Raw genomic sequence first — 17,355 nt, 5'->3', positions numbered from 1 at the left:
GGCCACTACATCAACGGTTTTGCCGTTGTCGGGAATGTCTTTCGGTCGATCAATGGCCGCATTGACCGTGTGGAGAATGTAGATACGACATTTGCCGATCTCGACTATAGTCGGACACGGAGTTTCACATTCTCTGCCAATACATTCCACAATGTTAATGAGCCGGTGTCCAATCCGACAAGCCTTTCGTTTGAGCAGCAAACAGAGGCGGCGACCTGGGTTCTTGACACCGGCAATGCGCTGCCGTTCGACGGCCATGCGCTTGGGCTAGAGCATGTCATGCCAGAAGCAGCGATCACGGATAGCGGCGGTGCTGTGGTGCATGACTTGCCTTGGCCGCAAGCTGCGCAAGGGGCAGATGGACGCTCTGTTAACCTCAATTGGAGCAGGCCGGTGAAGGGGCGCTTGCGCTGTAAGGTCCGCATGGATCAGCCGGACTGACGGAGTTGAATTGACAATGTGCAGAGGCCGCCTTGGGGCGGCCTTTTTGCTGTCATCGCTGCGGTGCAGAATTGTTGCTGCGGTGCCGCATATAATGTGCTAGACTTACAGCGGATTTCACAACGCAATAAGGGGGAATCGTTTTGACACCCGCACTTTCATTGACACTTTCCGCTCAGGCTATGACCGCTGCAAGCGCAGTCATTGGCCAGCACATGCGTTTGACAGATGTGATAATAGATCAGGCTGCGACGGCGCAGCGCGCATTGTTTACGCCATATTTCATGACAAAGCCGAAAGCATCCACGCTGAAGAAGACAGCGGCAGCACCAAAGGCGAAAGCAAAGCCAGCTGTCGCAAAGAAGGCCGTTGCACCTGTTGCGCCGAAGCCGAAGCTTGTTGTTGAGACGAAGCCTGTCGCGAATCCAGCGACGCCGAAACCAGAGGCCAAGGCGGCCTCTGTCAAGGCGACGAAAAAGGTTGAGCCAGCCAAAGTCGTGCCGAAAGCGGCGAAGCCGAAGGTCGTTGCCGAAAAGAAAGCACAGCCGGCAAAGAAGCCGATCGCAGCAAAGGCAATAACACAGCCAGCCAAGAACGCAGAGCCAGTTTTAACGGCAAAGCCGGTTCCCAAGGCGGCCAAAGCGCCTGCGGCCAAATCGAAGCGAGCCCCCCGCGCCAAGTCGATCTCGGTAGCTGATGCGCCTTGGGAAGCTCGAAACGCCAAGAAAAATCCATAAACAGAACGCAGCACGGCCCGTTTGCCGCGCTGCTTTTTTCATGACTGCGCCCTGACCAATGCGTGCCTCGCATAGGGGCAATGCGCAAATCGCGGTTGTTGCGCTGCTGCGAAATTCATAGTTTGTTCCCTGGGAGGACTGATCTTTATTTCGAGGTGCCCTATGGCTATCCGTCCTGATAATACACTGATTACAAACCGAGAAATGTTTTTGGAATTGGCAAGTGTCCCGTTTCGCTCGATTGCCGCACTGCTTCACAAGCTGGCAGAAAACAATTCGCGTATGCAAGCGCTTGAGGCGATCGCTGCGGTGTCTGACAAGGAACTGCAGGCCAGAGGGCTAACACGCGCTGATGCTGTCAGTCTGACATTCCGACACGACGCTTAAGATCCCGCGCAGTTTCGCCGCGCCGCATCAATGCAGTGATTGCTTGGATTCGCCCGGTTTTTCCTCATGATGTCATCTGAAGGTGGTGGCGGGCCGTAGCCCCCATCCGAATGACCAACGAGAGGGAGGGCGTCATGTCAAACAAAACCTATGCACCATCTGCGCAGATGGCCGCCAACGCACATGCCGACAAAGCAAAATACGAAAAGATGTACGCCGCGTCTATCGATGATCCAGAGGCATTTTGGGGCGAACACGGCATGCGTCTTGACTGGATCAAGCCCTATACCAAGGTAAAGAACACCAGCTTTTCCCCCGGCAATGTAGCGATCAAATGGTTTGAAGACGGTACACTGAACGTCAGTGCAAACTGCATTGACCGCCATCTAGAAACGCGCGGCGATCAAACTGCGATTATCTGGGAGCCTGATAGCCCAGATGATGAGGCGCAGCACATCACTTACAAAATGCTGCACGAAAAGACCTGTTTGATGGCGAACAGCTTGAAGGAGCTGGGCGTTGGCAGAGGCGACCGTGTTGTCCTTTACATGCCAATGATCCCAGAGGCGGCCTTTGCCATGCTCGCCTGCGCACGCATCGGTGCGATCCATTCGATCGTTTTTGCGGGGTTCTCTGCGGAGGCGCTTGGCGCGCGGGTGAATGCCTGCAACGCAAAGGTTGTGATTACCTCTGACGGCGCACCGCGCGGTGGGCGGGTCACGAACCTCAAGGACAGCGTCAATCAGGCGCTCTTGCATGATTTCGACAGTGTGAAATGCCTCGTGGTTAAACGCACCGGACAGCAAATCGCTTGGCGTGACGGGCTTGACCACTGGCTGCATGATCTGGAAGCGAAAGTGAGCGCCGACTGTCCGCCGGAGGAGATGAACGCCGAAGATCCGTTGTTCGTCTTGTATACGTCAGGCTCGACCGGCCAACCAAAGGGCGTGGTGCATTCTACAGGCGGCTATCTGGTTTATGCGGCGATGACGCAGCAATACACGTTTGACTACCACGATGGTGATATCTTCTGGTGTACTGCTGACGTGGGCTGGGTGACGGGCCACAGCTACATTGTCTACGGACCGCTCGCCAATGGTGCCACAACCATCATGTTTGAAGGGGTGCCAACCTATCCGGATGCGGGTCGGTTCTGGGCGGTGTGCGAAAAGCACAAAGTGAACCAGTTCTATACAGCGCCGACGGCGATCCGTGCCTTGATGGCGCAGGGCAATGAATTTGTCGAGAAATACAACCTTTCGGACATCAAAGTGCTGGGCACTGTGGGTGAGCCGATCAATCCAGAGGCATGGAATTGGTACAATGACGTAGTGGGCAAAGGCAAAGCGCCCATTGTCGATACGTGGTGGCAAACGGAAACGGGCGGGCATCTGCTGACACCATTGCCGGGTGCCACGACGACAAAGCCAGGCTCTGCCACATTGCCATTCTTTGGTATCAAGCCTGTCATTCTGGAGCCGACCACGGGTGAAGAAATCCATGACACGGCGGCAGAAGGTGTCTTGTGTATTCAAGATAGCTGGCCCGCGCAGATGCGGACCGTTTGGGGCGACCATGAGCGTTTTGAGAAAACCTATTTCGCAGACTATAAAAACTACTACTTCACCGGTGACGGCTGCCGCCGCGATGAAGATGGGTATTATTGGATCACGGGCCGCGTTGATGATGTCATCAACGTCTCAGGCCACCGGATGGGCACCGCAGAAGTCGAAAGTGCGCTTGTGGCCCACGCCAAGGTCGCAGAGGCGGCGGTGGTCGGCTATCCGCATGACATCAAGGGCCAAGGTATTTACGCCTACGTGACCTTGATGAACGGCGAAGAGCCATCCGAAGAGTTGCGCAAAGAGCTTGAGGTCTGGGTCCGTTCTGAGATTGGCCCGATTGCAAAGCCCGACCTTATACAATGGGCGCCGGGTCTGCCGAAGACGCGCTCGGGTAAGATTATGCGACGTATCTTGCGTAAGATTGCCGAGGATGATTTCGGCGCGCTGGGCGATACGTCAACTCTGGCTGATCCGTCCGTCGTGGATGATCTGATCGAGAACCGTATGAATAAAGGCTAGGCTCGTCTGGACCAAGAATACTGAAAAGGCGGCTTCGATTGCGCGGCCTTTTTTGATTGCGGTTCAGATTTCTCTGGCCCAATAACCAGCTTCAACCATCCAATCCAAGCCGAGCATATGGTCGATCAATAGGCGTGCTGGGCTGTCAGATGGCGCATTTGCGGGATAGATTGCATGGACGGCAAGCGGCCGAAGTTTTTGACCTGGAAGAACTTGAACGGCACGACCGGCGGCGACATCATCGGCAAAGAGGGCGGTTGCTTCGATCATGAACCCAAGCCCCTGCAACATGAACTGTCTGCCCATTTCAAAGTTGTCACAGGAAACGACGATACTTGGTTCGGTCGTTGCCGTTTCTCCATCCGCCATTTTTGCAAAGACACTCCACGGAATAACAGGCGCCTGGATCCTGTCCCACCCATTCAATTCGTCTAGCGTCGCAACGGGTGGGCGCGTTGCGATGTATTGCGGTGACGCAAAGATACCAAACGGTATATACCCCAGCTTCGCCGCACGGTATGCAGTGTCTTCCAAACCGCCCGGCTTTCCCCGAATTGCCAGATCAAACTGTGACCCTTCTAACGGGACATCATAGTCTGAAAGATGTATCGAAAGCTGGATCTTCGGGTAGGCTTTGGCAAAGCTTGTGTAAATCTGGGCAAAAGGGTTGCTTGCACTGCCAGTGTTGACGGTGATCGACAGTTTACCAACGGGTTGATGGGCGCGTCTGTTCATTGCGGCAAGCCCTTCGTATGCAGCCGCAGTCATCCGCTGAGAGGCTGCCAGCAGCTCAGAACCCGCATCTGTCAAAGACATCCGCCGCGTGGACCGATAGAGCAGCGGCGTGCCCAATTGCGCCTCCAACTGCGTGATGTGGTGGCTAATCACAGACGGCGATAGCTTCAGCTTCTTCGCCGCCGCCCGGAATGACCCAAGCTCTGCCACACATTGAAAAATCTCCATCGGCCGTAACTGGTCAATCATTGTTCGATCCCATCGAATTATCATCGCAATCATCACTATCTTATCCTGCAATCGGCATTCTGCAATCATTGCGTATGCCCGGCGATGAACGGGCGATGAGATAAACAGGAAAGGGATTTAAGATGACAATGATGGTTTCTATTGCACGCGTTTCAACAACAGAAAATCCGATGGGATTGCCGGAATATCATGCCGAGCAAGAGGCGATCTTCGGTGATGCCATGAAGATAACAGCGATCCTGCGCGACCCCAATGATCCTCACCAAGTCGCCGTCGTCGGCGAGGTCAAAGACCTCGAAGCCACGCGCGCCATTAGCCGCACACCCGAAGGCGATGCGATGATGCGTAAATATGGCTTCGTTGAGCAGCTTTCGTACTTCTTGGAGGAATAGGTGATGGCCTTGCTCAAGCTCCAACATCGCGTCATGAACCCGGAAATTGCCCCGAACTCTACCGATGATCGGGACCGGTTGAACCTGCATCTTTATAGCCTTCGGACCTACTTTATCTCCGGTTTTCCACATTACTTTGGCTAAATGCTACGCATCTGAAAAGGGCCGTTCTGTGGATCGGCCCTTTCTTCCGACCTACCCCATAATCCGCTTGCGCCGTTCCTTCATGGCCTCATTTGCGGTATCCGTGCCGTCATGGAACGAGCCGAATAGCTTGTCCCACGGAATTTCGAGCGATCCATAGTTACATTCGAAATAGCGGTGATGCATTTGGTGATGGAACGTCCCCAGCTTCAGCCGATTTTCGTCCTTCACCAACAGTCCCTCAAACCCGGTATGTGTCGTTGCAGCGGTGAGCGTGTAGTATTGCATATGGAACAGGATATGCACCGGATGCGCCGCGACGATCCAATGGATCAACACGCTTCCCAGAAAAATCACATGCTCCACCGGATGCATCGACAGCCCGGACCACGGGCCCACGTTGATATTGCGGTGATGCAAGGCGTGGACATGTTTGTACAAGAACGGCACATGCAAGAGCCGATGGATCCAATAGAAATAGAAGCTCTCCCACACGGGAATCAGCAGAAACAAAGCGATAAACCAGACCGGATTTGCAGCCCACGTCAGCATCGGTGCGTAGCCGTTGGCCATGGCCCAGAACATCAAGACTTCGTAGGCCGTCCAAACGGTGACACCGCTGGCCAGTGTCCAGAACATGTTATCCCGGATCTGCCCGCCCAGCGTGAATTGCTTGCCGTTCTTCATCAACGGTCGCGGGTCGTATTTCAGCTTTTGGCCCTGTTTGGTGAAGGTATAGAAATAGAGATGAAGCCCGCCTGCCACGGCGCTCATCAGCAAAAGGTTTCTCAAATAAATCTCAGCTATCCAACCGAATGCCAGCATTTTGGTTTCTTCCAGCGGCGGTTGGAACCAGTAAAACGATGCGAACGCAATAGCGACGATAATCAGTTTCTCGGTGATTAGAAACCAAGAGTTCCAGACCCATTTGAGCATCTGGAGCGGGCGCAACGGCCACGTGAAAAAGGGCGAGACCTGCAGCGGCACGTCAGGAACATGGTTCCAACCTTTCAAAGGCGCGCTCATGGTTGATCGATCTTTACGGTCACCTGCTCGCTTTCCAAAAGCTTCACCTCACGTTGCGGGAATGGGATGCTGATCCCATTGGCATCAAAAGCGTCCCAAAGCGCAAGGAAAACGTTGCCGCGGATGTTGGTCAAACCGCCCGTTGGGTCTTTGATCCAAAAGCGCAGGATGTAATCGACGGAACTGTCCCCGAAACCCACGATATGACAAACCGTATTGCGATCGCTGAGAACCCTATCGACGCTTTGGGCGGCTTCAATTGCGATACGCCGGACCTCATGTGGGTTGTCATGGTATGCGGTGCCGAAATGGATATCGAGACGCACAAAATCGTTGGAGTGCGACCAGTTCACCACTTGCCCGGTAATCAAGTCTTCGTTCGGGATCAGATATTCGCGCCCGTCGCGGGTGACCACAGACACATAGCGCGCACCCAGAGAGTTGATCCAACCGAATGTATCCCCAAGGCTGATGACGTCGCCGGGTTTGATGGACTTGTCGAGCAGGATGATGACACCCGACACAAGGTTCGAGACCACCTTTTGCAAACCAAAACCAAGACCGACACCAATCGCACCTGACAGAACAGCAAGGCCGGTCAGGTCAATACCCAGCGCACGCACTCCCAGAAAGAAAGCCGCGCCGTAGAAGGCAATTTGTACGCCCTTCACGATCAGGACCTGCATGGATGGGCTGATATCCTCGTTCGCAATGATCCGTGTTGCAGTTGTGGTCGTGAAGAAGCGCGCGAGTGCGATCAAAACACCAAGAATAACAAGCCCCTGGACAAGCAGCAGAAGCGAAAAGCGGATTTCGCCAATGCTGAAGCCAATGCTATCGAGCAACCGCTCTGCGGTGTCCAATAGGCCAAGAATTTGCAATGTGGCCCAGATCCACGCCCCGTAACGCACCAGTTTGCGCAGCAGGGGGCTCTTGATAAGCCGCGTTGCAAAGACAATGCCAAGCCAGGCAAAGGCCAGTGTGCCGATAATGCTGAGAAGGTAACTTCGGCTCGGCCAAGTGACTTCCCGCATCAGGTAGATCACGGCCCAGATCAACGTGACAAAAAATATCGCGCTGAGTCTTTGGTGCACCACCACAAGCACCCGCATCCGCCATTTGGGCCAGTTTTCCCTTGCGGCCATCCATGCCCGGATGCGTGGACCCAGACTTGCCCGCAACAGATGGGCAAAGACGAAAACGCCAAGTGCGATCAGAAGCTGATAAAGGTTCCAGGTCCGAAACAGCATTTCGACCAGCATCTGCCCCTGCGACAACAAATCGGTGCTGATATCAATCACTTCCTCAATGGTCGCCTCCGAGGACGCATCAAGGGACGTATTGCCCAAACTGATGTCGTGGTTTGCCATTTGCCTCATGCTATTTTTGAACTTGCCCTAGACTTGCACGTCGCGGCCTGTGCGGACAAGCATTGCTGTTGATTTCAGTTGGGTGACGGCACCGCAAAGCGAAGCAAGGCTTGTCGGATCATCAAAGGGCCTCTACCAATGAGCCAAAGTTGCACTGCGAGATCGGTTTCATGTCTACGTCTATTATCCTGCTCCTGCTCCTCGGTGGCGTTTTCTTGATCCCGGCACTGGGAGGCGGCGATGACGAAAACGGCAACAATGATGACAGCAATGAAGTCAGTGGTACATTCGGCGATGATATTCCGCTAAATGGTACGAATGGCGACGATCTGATCTTCGGCTACACCGGGAACGACACCATCAATGCATTCGCTGGATTGGATACCGTCATCGGCGGTGAGGGTGACGATACAATCAACGGCGGCGACAATCGCGATGTCCTTGAAGGGCGCGCGGGCGACGACACCATCAACGGAGACGACGGTAACGATACAATTCTCGGCGGTGCAGGCAACGATACGCTGAACGGGGGATACGGGTCCGATATCATCCGTGGTGGTCGCGGTGACGACGTGATCTTTGGCGGTTTTGGTGCGCGCGAAGTCGATGGTGAATTGGTGGAGGCAACTGATCGCACCGATACGCTTCGCGGTGAGGGTGGGTCCGACACAATCTATATTTGGGGCGGCGACGGGCTTGCTTCTGGCGGCTTGGATGACAACCAAAACGCGACTGCCGACGAGAAGGATACACTTGTCCTTGTCACTGGCGAGGCGACATTGCGCGACGATCAGGGTTCGACAGATTTTTACGTGTTGGCGAATATCGAAGATGACATCGAGACATTCGCGACGATCACTGAATTCGACAATGGAAATCCCTTGGATACGTCAGACACTGGTGAGCATCGCCTTATCTTGACAGTCGATATTGATATGGAGGGTGCGTCAAATACGCCTGTGGTCGGGTTTGTGGCAACCGAAGGCAGCATCGTGGAAAATGGTGAAACGGTGGAAGGGATATTCATTCAAGCCAAGTTGCTCAATCCCGATGACTTCCCCGACGCCGAATTTGAAGAATCGTCGGCCTTCTTCCGAGGTGAGTCAAATCCGACAACCGACGACATTCAGACATTCATCGAAAACAACTATGAAATCGAAGTGCTTTGGACCGACGCGGCCGACAATGACTATTTCGATCCGGAAACAACTGTCGAAGCACTGGCGGCAACCGTCGGCGTTCATCCCAACATGGTCTAGCAGGGGGTGCAGAAGCATCTCGCGAAGGCTTGTTTCGCGGCACTTTCACGTGTATCTGACCGGCTATGAAAAAAGTTTTCGACATGGATGATCGCGCACGCCTGCCTTGGCGCTTCTTTGGTGCGCGCAGCACAATCCTTGCGCGCGGGTAAGCCCCCAACTTTTCCGCACACCTCAAGACAACTTACATTTTGATACGGGAGAGGACAATGTCCCCCAAAACGCTCTATGATAAAATCTGGGACGCGCATGTCGCCCACGAAGCCGAAGACGGCACTTGCTTACTGTATATTGACCGCCATCTGGTCCACGAAGTGACCAGCCCCCAAGCCTTTGAGGGGTTGCGCATGGCAGGCCGTCCGGTCCGCGCACCTGAAAAGACTATCGCGGTACCCGACCACAACGTGCCAACAACGGCAGGCCGTGATGACCCCAAGAATATGACAGAAGACAGCGCCATTCAGGTCGCAGCCCTTGATACCAATGCCAAGGAATTCGGCATTCACTATTATCCGGTCTCCGACGTGCGTCAGGGCATCGTGCATATTGTCGGTCCAGAGCAGGGCTGGACCTTGCCCGGCATGACCGTCGTATGTGGTGATAGCCACACCGCTACGCATGGTGCCTTTGGTGCGCTGGCACATGGCATCGGTACGTCCGAGGTTGAGCACGTTTTGGCAACGCAAACGCTGATCCAGAAAAAGTCCAAGAACATGAAGGTCGAAATCACCGGCAAACTTCGTCCCGGTGTGACGGCCAAGGACATCACGCTTTCCGTCATTGGTGCCACCGGCACGGCCGGCGGCACAGGCTATGTGATTGAATATTGTGGTGAAGCGATCCGTGATCTGTCCATGGAAGGCCGCATGACCGTCTGTAACATGGCCATCGAAGGCGGCGCACGCGCTGGCCTGATCGCGCCTGATGAAAAGACCTATGAATACTGCAAAGGCCGCCCTCACGCGCCCAAAGGTGCCGCTTGGGAAGCAGCAGAGGCCTATTGGCGCACGCTCTACACTGACGAAGGTGCGCATTTCGACAAGGTCGTCACGCTTAAAGGCGAAGATATCGCACCTGTCGTCACATGGGGCACATCGCCTGAGGACGTGTTGCCAATCACTGCTACCGTCCCTGCGGCGGATGACTTTGCAGGTGACAAGGTCGGTGCGGCCCAGCGTTCGCTTGATTACATGGACCTTACACCGGGCACGCCTTTGTCTGACATCAGCATCGACACCGTATTCATCGGGTCTTGCACAAACGGTCGGATCGAAGACTTGCGGGCTGCGGCGGCTATCCTGAAAGGCAAGAAGAAGAAAGACGGGCTGCGGGCTATGGTTGTTCCCGGCTCTGGTCTTGTGCGCGCGCAAGCCGAAGAAGAAGGATTGGCGCAGATTTTCATCGACGCGGGTTTTGAATGGCGCCTTGCGGGTTGCTCCATGTGTTTGGCGATGAACCCTGACCAACTGGCCCCGGGTGAACGCTGTGCAGCCACATCGAACCGTAACTTTGAAGGCCGCCAAGGGCGCGGCGGGCGCACGCATTTGATGTCGCCACAAATGGCGGCGGCTGCGGCCATCACCGGAAAACTGACTGATGTGCGGGAGATGATGTAATGCAAAAGTTCACCAAACTGAGCGGCATCGCCGCCCCGATGCCGCTGGTCAACATCGACACCGATATGATTATTCCCAAGCAGTTCCTGAAAACGATCAAGCGGTCTGGCCTCGGCGTGAACCTGTTTGACGAAATGCGCTATGATGACGACCGCAATGAAATCCCTGATTTCGTGCTGAACAAGCCGCAGTACCGTGACACACAAATCCTTGTCGCGGGTGACAACTTCGGCTGTGGTTCCTCGCGTGAACATGCGCCTTGGGCGATTGCAGACTTCGGCATCACTTGCGTGATTGCACCGTCCTACGCGGATATCTTCTATAACAACTGCTTCAAAAACGGCATACTGCCAATCGCGCTGCCGCAAGAGCAGGTGGATGTATTGATGAAGGATGCTGAAAAAGGATCAAATGCGCGGATCGAGGTTGACCTTGAAGCCCAAACGATCACGTCGTCAGATGGCGATGTTTTCAGTTTTGAAGTGGATGCGTTCAAAAAGCATTGCCTGATGAATGGTCTTGATGACATTGGCCTGACGATGGAAAAAGTCGCATCAATCGACACATTTGAAGCACAGGCGAGCACTGCGCGACCTTGGGTCTAGCGCCCATGCAGAAATTCCCGAGAAAGCCGCATATTTTTGTGCGGCTTTTTCATTTTGAATGATCTATGGTTGAAAACATGACGAAAATTGCGCCTGAACTTGAGAATCAGGTTGCATTCAGGCATCACTTTGATGCCAAACTACGGGGCTATTCCCGTTTTTTATGCTGCCAACTTGATGATGTGGCGGACATGGGGTCAACGGTACGTCGATTGGATCAAGGAATTATGACTTGTTCTATGGTATGAACCAGTAAAGCGCAGGGCATGCGCATAAAGGAAACGCGACTGTGCTATCTCGGTTGCCAAACGCTATAGTGAGAGCTGTGCTGGTCGTGATGCTCATTGTCATGCCCTATGCACTCTTGCCCGATATCGATCAGGACAGCACGCAGATCGTCGCACTGATCGCCGTATTTGGCGGGCTTTTCACGATTGTTGAATATACCGCCAAAAGCCCCAGTCTGGTTGAGTTTCGTGACGCGCCGCCTTTTAACCGCGTCCGGTTCTCTGCATTGTTTGCCACCGTGCTAAGCCTGTCGGTGATATTCCGGGGTGAAGTTATCCCATCGGACATCACGATCGCCTTTCAAGACAGCGGTGCCCAATTGGGGCAGGCGGTGGATTTTCCATATTCGCCGGTCCGTTTGATGGTGCAAATGATGCCAGAGGGAACTGATCCTGTCATGCTCGACCGAATCCGAGATGCAGCGGGCCTCAGCTATTTGCTGTCACTGCTGTCGGTGATCTGGTTCGTTATATTGCTGCGCCTCTACCGCTGGCCGCGCCGCAATGACACCTTCAACGTCTGGATCAACCTGCCCACGTTTGACCCCACCGCTGGCGGAGACGTGGTGCGTCGCCTCAAACGGGATGGTCGTATTAACATTATCTTAGGAATTTTGCTGCCCTTCATAGTGCCACTTGTAATCAAGCTGATGGCGCAATTGGGGACACCGATTGGCTTTGACAGCGCGCAAACATTGATTTGGACGGTCTCTGCATGGGCGTTTTTGCCTGCCAGTATTATGATGCGCGGCGTGGCCCTCAGCCGCGTGGCGCAGATGATCCACCTGCAACGCAAGCGCGCCTACGATCGCGACGAATCGCGCGGTGCTATGGCGGTCTGATCTGCGTGCTTTGGGCGGGCTTTGCTGCGGCAGAGCCGGTCAGAATTGCCACCTTCGCCGCTCCTCTCAGTCGTGATGGTCCGGGCCTTCTTTTGCGCGATATTCAAAAGGGTGAAGACGATGCGATCATCGCGATTGCGAAGATCATTGACCTGATTGCGCCTGATGTCCTTGTCCTGACAGACTTTGACTACGACCTTGATGGCTACGCGCTGGATGCCTTTGCGGGCGGTCTGGCACAGGATTATCCGTATCGCTTTGCCCTTACGCCCAACACAGGGGTTCCGACCGGACTAGATATCGATGGAAATGGTCGGCGCGGCGATGCGCGCGACGCCCAAGGTTATGGCCGCTTTGTTGGTGACGGTGGCATGGCAATCCTGTCGCGCTTTGCGGTGTTAGAGGATGAAGTCCAAGACTTCAGCCAACTTCTCTGGCGTAATCTGGACGGTGCGCAACTGCCAAGTCTGGATGGAAAGGCGTTTTTCAGTCCCTTGGTTCAAGACAATCTGCGTCTATCCTCCGCTGGTCATTGGGTCGTACCCTTGGCGGTACCCGATGGCGGTGTCCTGTCTTTGATGGTTTTCGCGGCAACTCCACCCGTCTTTGATGGGCCGGAGGACATGAACGGTCTGCGCAACCGCGATGAGCTTCGTTTGTGGGAGAACATCCTTGAGACCGATCCGCCAGAGGGCTTTGTTGTCTTGGGGAATGCCAATCTCGATCCAGTGCGCGGGGCAGGGAAGCAGGACGCGATGCAGGATTTCCTGCGCCGCCCGGATTTGATGGACCCACTTGGCGGACAGCCGAATGCCGACTGGGGCAGCGATGGGCCGGGGCAGTTGCGGGTCAGCTACATTTTACCTTCGACCGCATGGCAGGTGGTCGGTTCAGGGACATTCTGGCCTGATGAGGACACTCCGGAGCGTGTCTTTCTCGGGGACGACGGTACCAAGGCTGGCCCGCATCGGATGATCTGGGTCGACTTACTTCGGTAGGCCCCCATGCATAACTGTTTCCAAATCGGTTGGTCGGAAGTCCGGCAACAGGCGTTTGAATTTCGTGTCGCTTATCTGATGCGACATCTCAGACAGATAGCGCATTTCGCGCATGATAAGCAGACCGCGGTGTGACGACAACATCGCGTATTGGGAGTTGGTGCGCGCAGGATGCGGGATCGGGTTTGCGCAACGCGGCATCGGGCGCGATGACCCGACCGTTGTTGAAATTGACTTGGGCCTGTCCTTGCCTGTTCTGCCCGTTTGGCTGACTGCGCATGAGGCAATGCGCCAAGCCCCCCGCATTCGCCGCGTTTGGACGCTGTTGGAGGCAGGTCTGCGCCCCTTGGTATCTTGATCCCGCTGCACGTCCGCGCTAGGGGCTAGGCAACTTATGCAAGCAAGGACGCGATCTATGGCAAACCCATCCCTTTTGATCCTCGCCGGTGACGGCATCGGCCCCGAAGTCATGGATCAAGTTAAGCGCATTATCGGCTGGTTCGGTGATAAACGCGATCTGGCCTTTGACGTGTCCGAAGATTTGGTTGGCGGTGCAGCCTATGACGCACATGGCGTGCCACTGCACGATGACACGATGGCCCGCGCGCAGGAGGTCGACGCTGTTTTGCTCGGTGCTGTTGGTGGCCCGAAATACGACAACCTTGATTTCAGCGTCAAGCCAGAGCGCGGCCTGTTGCGCCTGCGCAAGGAAATGGACCTTTTTGCCAACCTGCGCCCGGCACAGTGCTTTGATGCGCTGGCTGATTTTTCATCCCTCAAGAAGGATATCGTTGCCGGTCTCGATATCATGATCGTGCGCGAATTGACCTCCGGCGTCTACTTTGGCGAACCACGCGGCATTCATATCGAAGACAACATGCGCGTCGGCGTGAACACCCAACGCTACACAGAAGCCGAGATTGAGCGCGCGGCCCGCGCCGCATTCGATCTGGCGATGAAGCGCAACAAGAAGGTCTGCTCGATGGAGAAGGCCAATGTGATGGAAAGCGGGATTTTGTGGCGTGATGTCGTGACCGAAGTCCACGCAGACTATCCCGAAGTCGAACTGAGCCACATGTACGCCGACAATGGCGCGATGCAGTTGGTGCGCGCACCAAAGCAGTTTGATGTGATCCTGACCGACAACCTTTTCGGTGACATCTTGTCCGATTGCGCTGCAATGCTAACCGGATCGCTGGGCATGTTGCCGTCCGCGTCGCTTGGCCTGCCGATGGCAAACGGCCGTCCGAAGGCGATGTATGAACCCGTGCACGGGTCTGCACCGGACATTACGGGGCAGGGCAAGGCGAACCCGATTGCGTGTATCCTGTCGTTCGCGATGGCGCTGCGGTATTCCTTCGACGAAGGCGCAGAGGCCGACCGTCTTGAGGCCGCGATTGAAAAAGTCCTCGCTGATGGTGCCCGGACTGCCGATTTGATGGGCCCGGAGGGCGGCACACCGCTGAGCACGACAGAAATGGGTGATGTGATCCTCGCTGCACTCGACGAAAGCGTCTGATGTCGCCGAATGCCAAAGGTGCGCTTCTGGCGCTGTTGGCCTTCGGCATTTTCTCGACGCATGATGTCGTCGTAAAGATACTGGGCGGGCTGTATTCCCCGTTCCAGATTGTCTTTTTCAGTGTCCTGCTCAGCTTCCCGCTCGCGATGGTTATGATGATGCGGGACGCCAAGCCGGGTACGCTGGTGCCAGTCCATCCTTGGTGGTTGGCATTGCGGACGGTCGCGGCCGTCGTCACCGGGGTGTCGGTCTTTTATGCCTTCTCGGTTCTGCCCTTGGCGCAGGTCTACGCGATCCTTTTTGCAGCCCCCTTGCTGATAACCATCCTTGCAATCCCCGTGCTGGGCGAGACCGTCCGCCTGCGGCGTTGGCTCGCGGTCTTGGTCGGCTTGGCTGGTGTGATGGTGGTGTTGCGTCCGGGGTCAACAGAGCTGACTTTGGGCCATCTGGCGGCACTGGCGGCGGCTATCGGCGGGGCGCTGGCGTCAATCGTCGTCCGCAAGATCGGCAACGAAGAACGCCCCGTTGTCATGTTGCTTTACCCGATGATGGTCAACTTCGTCCTGATGGCCGCGGCCTTGCCCTTTGTCTATGTCCCGATGCCGATTGAGCATTTGGGCCTGCTGGCTGTCATCGCGACATTTGCATGGTTCGCTAGCCGTTTGGTCATCGCAGCCTATCAAGCGGGTGAGGCCGCAATCATTGCGCCAATGCAATACAGCCAGATTGTCTGGGCAAGCATCTTTGGATATGTCTTTTTTGACGAGGTGATCGATCAGGCAACGGCGATTGGTGCCGGGATCATCATCGCCAGCGGTATGTATATCGTGCTGCGCGAAAGCCGCAGCGGGACATCCCAGAACACGCCAGTCTTGCGCACACGCTCACGCTCTGAGACGGCAACGACGCCGCGTGTATCGTTATTCATGCGCATCGCAGGCAAGACCCCGCCCCGGCAAGAGGACTGATTACCGCGCGGCCTCAGGTGGGGCGAAACTATGAGCGTTCGCCCGTGCCCAGCGTTCGCGGTAAATCGGGTTGTCATCCCCGTCGTCCAGCAAGAACCCTTCGCGCAAGTAGGTGTAGACATCTGCGGCTTCTGACATCTGGCCGTCGCTTTTCCGGGTCATGAAGTGGTAGGGCAGAAACCCGCGCGGGTCATCCAGACCTGCAGCGCCCGCCATTTCACCCAGCGCCTTGAGCGTATTGGCATGGAACCGCGCCACCCGGACAGATTTCCCGTTCACATTCAACGCCTGCTGGCGGAGCGGGTCTTGGGTGGTCACACCGACAGGGCAGTGATTGGTATGGCAGGCCTGTGCCTGGATGCAGCCGATGGCAAACATGTAACCGCGCGCCGAGTTGCACCAATCCGCCCCCAATGACAGCGCCCGCGCGATATCAAAGGCGCTGACGACCTTGCCGGCGGCCCCGATCTTGACCTCATTGCGAATGCCTGCGCCGCGCAACGTGTTATGCACGAAGGTCAGGCCATCGACCATCGGCATTCCAACGTGGTTGGCAAATTCCAATGGTGCGGCGCCGGTGCCGCCCTCGGTGCCGTCAACCACGATGAAATCAGGGATATTTCCGGTTTCCAGCATTGCTTTGACCATGCACATGAATTCACGCCGGTGACCGATGCACAGCTTCATTCCAATAGGCTTGCCGCCGGACAATTCGCGCAGTTGCCCGACAAATTCCATCAGCCCCATCGGTCCCTCGAACGCGCTATGTCCCGGTGGTGAGACACAATCAACGCCCATGGGGATATCGCGGGCCTCGGCTATCTCTGGCGTGATCTTGGCGGCAGGCAGCATACCGCCATGCCCGGGTTTTGCGCCTTGACTGAGCTTGATTTCGATCATCTTGACCTGATCGTCCGTTGCTTGCTTGGCGAATTTCTCAGGGTTGAATGTGCCGTCATGATTGCGGCATCCAAAATACCCGGAGCCGATTTCATAGATCAGATCGCCGCCGCCTTCACGGTGATGGCGGCTGATGCCACCTTCGCCGGTGTCATGCGCAAAGCCACCCGTCTTGGCGCCTTTGTTGAGCGCCGATATCGCATTGGCCGAAAGCGCGCCAAAGCTCATCGCGGAGATATTATAGAGCGAAGCATCATAGGGTTTCTTGCATTTCGAGCCGCCCACCATGACCCGAAAATCGGTATTGTCGAAATGTGTGGGTTCGACCGAATGGGTCAGCCATGAATAGCCTGCGTCGTAGACGCGCTCTTGGGTGCCGAATGGCCGTTTATCCTCGGCCCCTTTGGCGCGCTGATACACCAATGAACGTTGTTCGCGGCTGAAAGGTTGCTCATCCTGATCGCTTTCGATCAAGTATTGGCGGATTTCAGGGCGGATCTTTTCGAAAAGGAAACGGATGTGTCCAAGGATTGGATAGTTGCGCAAAACCGCATGTCTGTCCTGGCGCATATCGTGGATGCCCAGCAGGGTTACTCCGGCAAAAACCGCAGCCAAGATAAAGACCCAAGAGACCCAAAACCCGATGACTACAAAGACGGCCGTCAGAACGATGACAATGGCTAGCGTGGCATAGCGCTGCAGCGCAATCAATTCTCGCACGGGCGAACCCTCCCTCAATTTCAGGTACAGTAGGCCGTGATTTTGCTTAATAAAAGGGCAGTGTTGGTCTGGCGTT

Annotated in this window: 17 protein-coding genes and 1 pseudogene; 13 read left to right on the top strand and 5 right to left on the bottom strand. The window is 55.5% G+C overall.

Annotation, left to right across the window (positions count from 1 at the left end):
• Window positions 1–441 (top strand): annotated as a pseudogene (locus ACFDSS_RS04585) (right-handed parallel beta-helix repeat-containing protein); the annotation flags it as partial.
• Between the two features lie 241 nt (window positions 442–682).
• Here the strand turns inward: ACFDSS_RS04585 and ACFDSS_RS04580 are convergent.
• Window positions 683–1,120: a hypothetical protein gene (locus ACFDSS_RS04580; RefSeq protein WP_375254586.1), complete on the bottom strand. Its 438-nt coding sequence runs from the start codon at window positions 1,118–1,120 to the stop codon at window positions 683–685.
• Window positions 1,121–1,340: 220 nt separating this feature from the next.
• Here ACFDSS_RS04580 and ACFDSS_RS04575 point away from each other — a divergent pair, with 220 nt between their 5' ends.
• Both ACFDSS_RS04575 and acs read left to right on the top strand, forming a co-directional pair.
• Window positions 1,341–1,565, top strand: a complete 225-nt coding sequence (locus ACFDSS_RS04575) for a DUF1127 domain-containing protein (protein WP_375254585.1) — start codon at window positions 1,341–1,343, stop codon at window positions 1,563–1,565.
• A gap of 134 nt (window positions 1,566–1,699) precedes the next feature.
• On the top strand, window positions 1,700–3,649 hold the full coding sequence (acs, locus tag ACFDSS_RS04570; protein ID WP_375254584.1) for an acetate--CoA ligase: 1,950 nt from the start codon (window positions 1,700–1,702) through the stop codon (window positions 3,647–3,649).
• A gap of 63 nt (window positions 3,650–3,712) precedes the next feature.
• Here acs and ACFDSS_RS04565 read toward each other — a convergent pair whose 3' ends face one another.
• Complete coding sequence (locus ACFDSS_RS04565; RefSeq protein WP_375254583.1) at window positions 3,713–4,633, bottom strand: LysR family transcriptional regulator; 921 nt, start codon at window positions 4,631–4,633, stop codon at window positions 3,713–3,715.
• Window positions 4,634–4,755: 122 nt separating this feature from the next.
• Here ACFDSS_RS04565 and ACFDSS_RS04560 point away from each other — a divergent pair, with 122 nt between their 5' ends.
• Together ACFDSS_RS04560 and ACFDSS_RS04555 are read left to right on the top strand one after the other, a co-directional pair.
• Window positions 4,756–5,025 (top strand): hypothetical protein, encoded by a 270-nt coding sequence (locus ACFDSS_RS04560; protein WP_375254582.1) that lies wholly within the window; start codon window positions 4,756–4,758, stop codon window positions 5,023–5,025.
• 3 nt (window positions 5,026–5,028) lie between these two features.
• Complete coding sequence (locus ACFDSS_RS04555; protein ID WP_375254581.1) at window positions 5,029–5,169, top strand: hypothetical protein; 141 nt, start codon at window positions 5,029–5,031, stop codon at window positions 5,167–5,169.
• 51 nt (window positions 5,170–5,220) lie between these two features.
• Here ACFDSS_RS04555 and ACFDSS_RS04550 read toward each other — a convergent pair whose 3' ends face one another.
• Both ACFDSS_RS04550 and ACFDSS_RS04545 read right to left on the bottom strand, forming a co-directional pair.
• Window positions 5,221–6,195 (bottom strand): sterol desaturase family protein, encoded by a 975-nt coding sequence (locus tag ACFDSS_RS04550; protein WP_375254580.1) that lies wholly within the window; start codon window positions 6,193–6,195, stop codon window positions 5,221–5,223.
• Entirely contained in the window at window positions 6,192–7,565 is a 1,374-nt protein-coding gene (locus ACFDSS_RS04545; protein WP_375254579.1) for a mechanosensitive ion channel family protein, read from the bottom strand. The genes ACFDSS_RS04550 and ACFDSS_RS04545 overlap by 4 nt, the downstream gene beginning before the upstream one ends.
• A gap of 170 nt (window positions 7,566–7,735) precedes the next feature.
• Here ACFDSS_RS04545 and ACFDSS_RS04540 point away from each other — a divergent pair, with 170 nt between their 5' ends.
• The 8 genes from ACFDSS_RS04540 (at window position 7,736) to ACFDSS_RS04505 (ending at window position 15,659) form a co-directional block, all read left to right on the top strand.
• Window positions 7,736–8,824: a calcium-binding protein gene (locus ACFDSS_RS04540; protein WP_375254578.1), complete on the top strand. Its 1,089-nt coding sequence runs from the start codon at window positions 7,736–7,738 to the stop codon at window positions 8,822–8,824.
• Between the two features lie 209 nt (window positions 8,825–9,033).
• Entirely contained in the window at window positions 9,034–10,440 is a 1,407-nt protein-coding gene (gene leuC, locus ACFDSS_RS04535) for a 3-isopropylmalate dehydratase large subunit (RefSeq protein ID WP_375254577.1), read from the top strand.
• Window positions 10,440–11,045 carry a 3-isopropylmalate dehydratase small subunit gene (leuD, locus tag ACFDSS_RS04530; protein ID WP_375254576.1) on the top strand — a complete coding sequence of 202 codons (606 nt, stop codon included), beginning with the start codon at window positions 10,440–10,442 and terminating at the stop codon, window positions 11,043–11,045. The genes leuC and leuD overlap by 1 nt, the downstream gene beginning before the upstream one ends.
• A gap of 316 nt (window positions 11,046–11,361) precedes the next feature.
• Window positions 11,362–12,174 carry a hypothetical protein gene (locus tag ACFDSS_RS04525; protein WP_375254575.1) on the top strand — a complete coding sequence of 271 codons (813 nt, stop codon included), beginning with the start codon at window positions 11,362–11,364 and terminating at the stop codon, window positions 12,172–12,174.
• A gap of 5 nt (window positions 12,175–12,179) precedes the next feature.
• Window positions 12,180–13,172, top strand: a complete 993-nt coding sequence (locus tag ACFDSS_RS04520; RefSeq protein WP_375254574.1) for an endonuclease/exonuclease/phosphatase family protein — start codon at window positions 12,180–12,182, stop codon at window positions 13,170–13,172.
• Window positions 13,173–13,284: 112 nt separating this feature from the next.
• On the top strand, window positions 13,285–13,530 hold the full coding sequence (locus ACFDSS_RS04515) for a LysR substrate-binding domain-containing protein (RefSeq protein ID WP_375254573.1): 246 nt from the start codon (window positions 13,285–13,287) through the stop codon (window positions 13,528–13,530).
• A gap of 57 nt (window positions 13,531–13,587) precedes the next feature.
• Window positions 13,588–14,691, top strand: a complete 1,104-nt coding sequence (leuB, locus tag ACFDSS_RS04510) for a 3-isopropylmalate dehydrogenase (RefSeq protein ID WP_375254572.1) — start codon at window positions 13,588–13,590, stop codon at window positions 14,689–14,691.
• Window positions 14,691–15,659, top strand: a complete 969-nt coding sequence (locus tag ACFDSS_RS04505) for a DMT family transporter (RefSeq protein WP_375254571.1) — start codon at window positions 14,691–14,693, stop codon at window positions 15,657–15,659. Before leuB ends, ACFDSS_RS04505 begins: the two co-directional genes overlap by 1 nt.
• On the opposite strand, the gene ACFDSS_RS04500 is transcribed toward ACFDSS_RS04505, so the two are convergent.
• A complete protein-coding gene (locus tag ACFDSS_RS04500) occupies window positions 15,660–17,279 on the bottom strand; it encodes an FMN-binding glutamate synthase family protein (protein ID WP_375254570.1) in 1,620 nt (539 codons plus the stop codon). It lies immediately after the preceding gene.
• Window positions 17,280–17,355: the final 76 nt, after the last annotated feature.

The organism is Yoonia sp. (assembly GCF_042093035.1).
Lineage (GTDB): Bacteria > Pseudomonadota > Alphaproteobacteria > Rhodobacterales > Rhodobacteraceae > Yoonia.
This window is presented reverse-complemented; position numbering and strand designations above follow the sequence as displayed.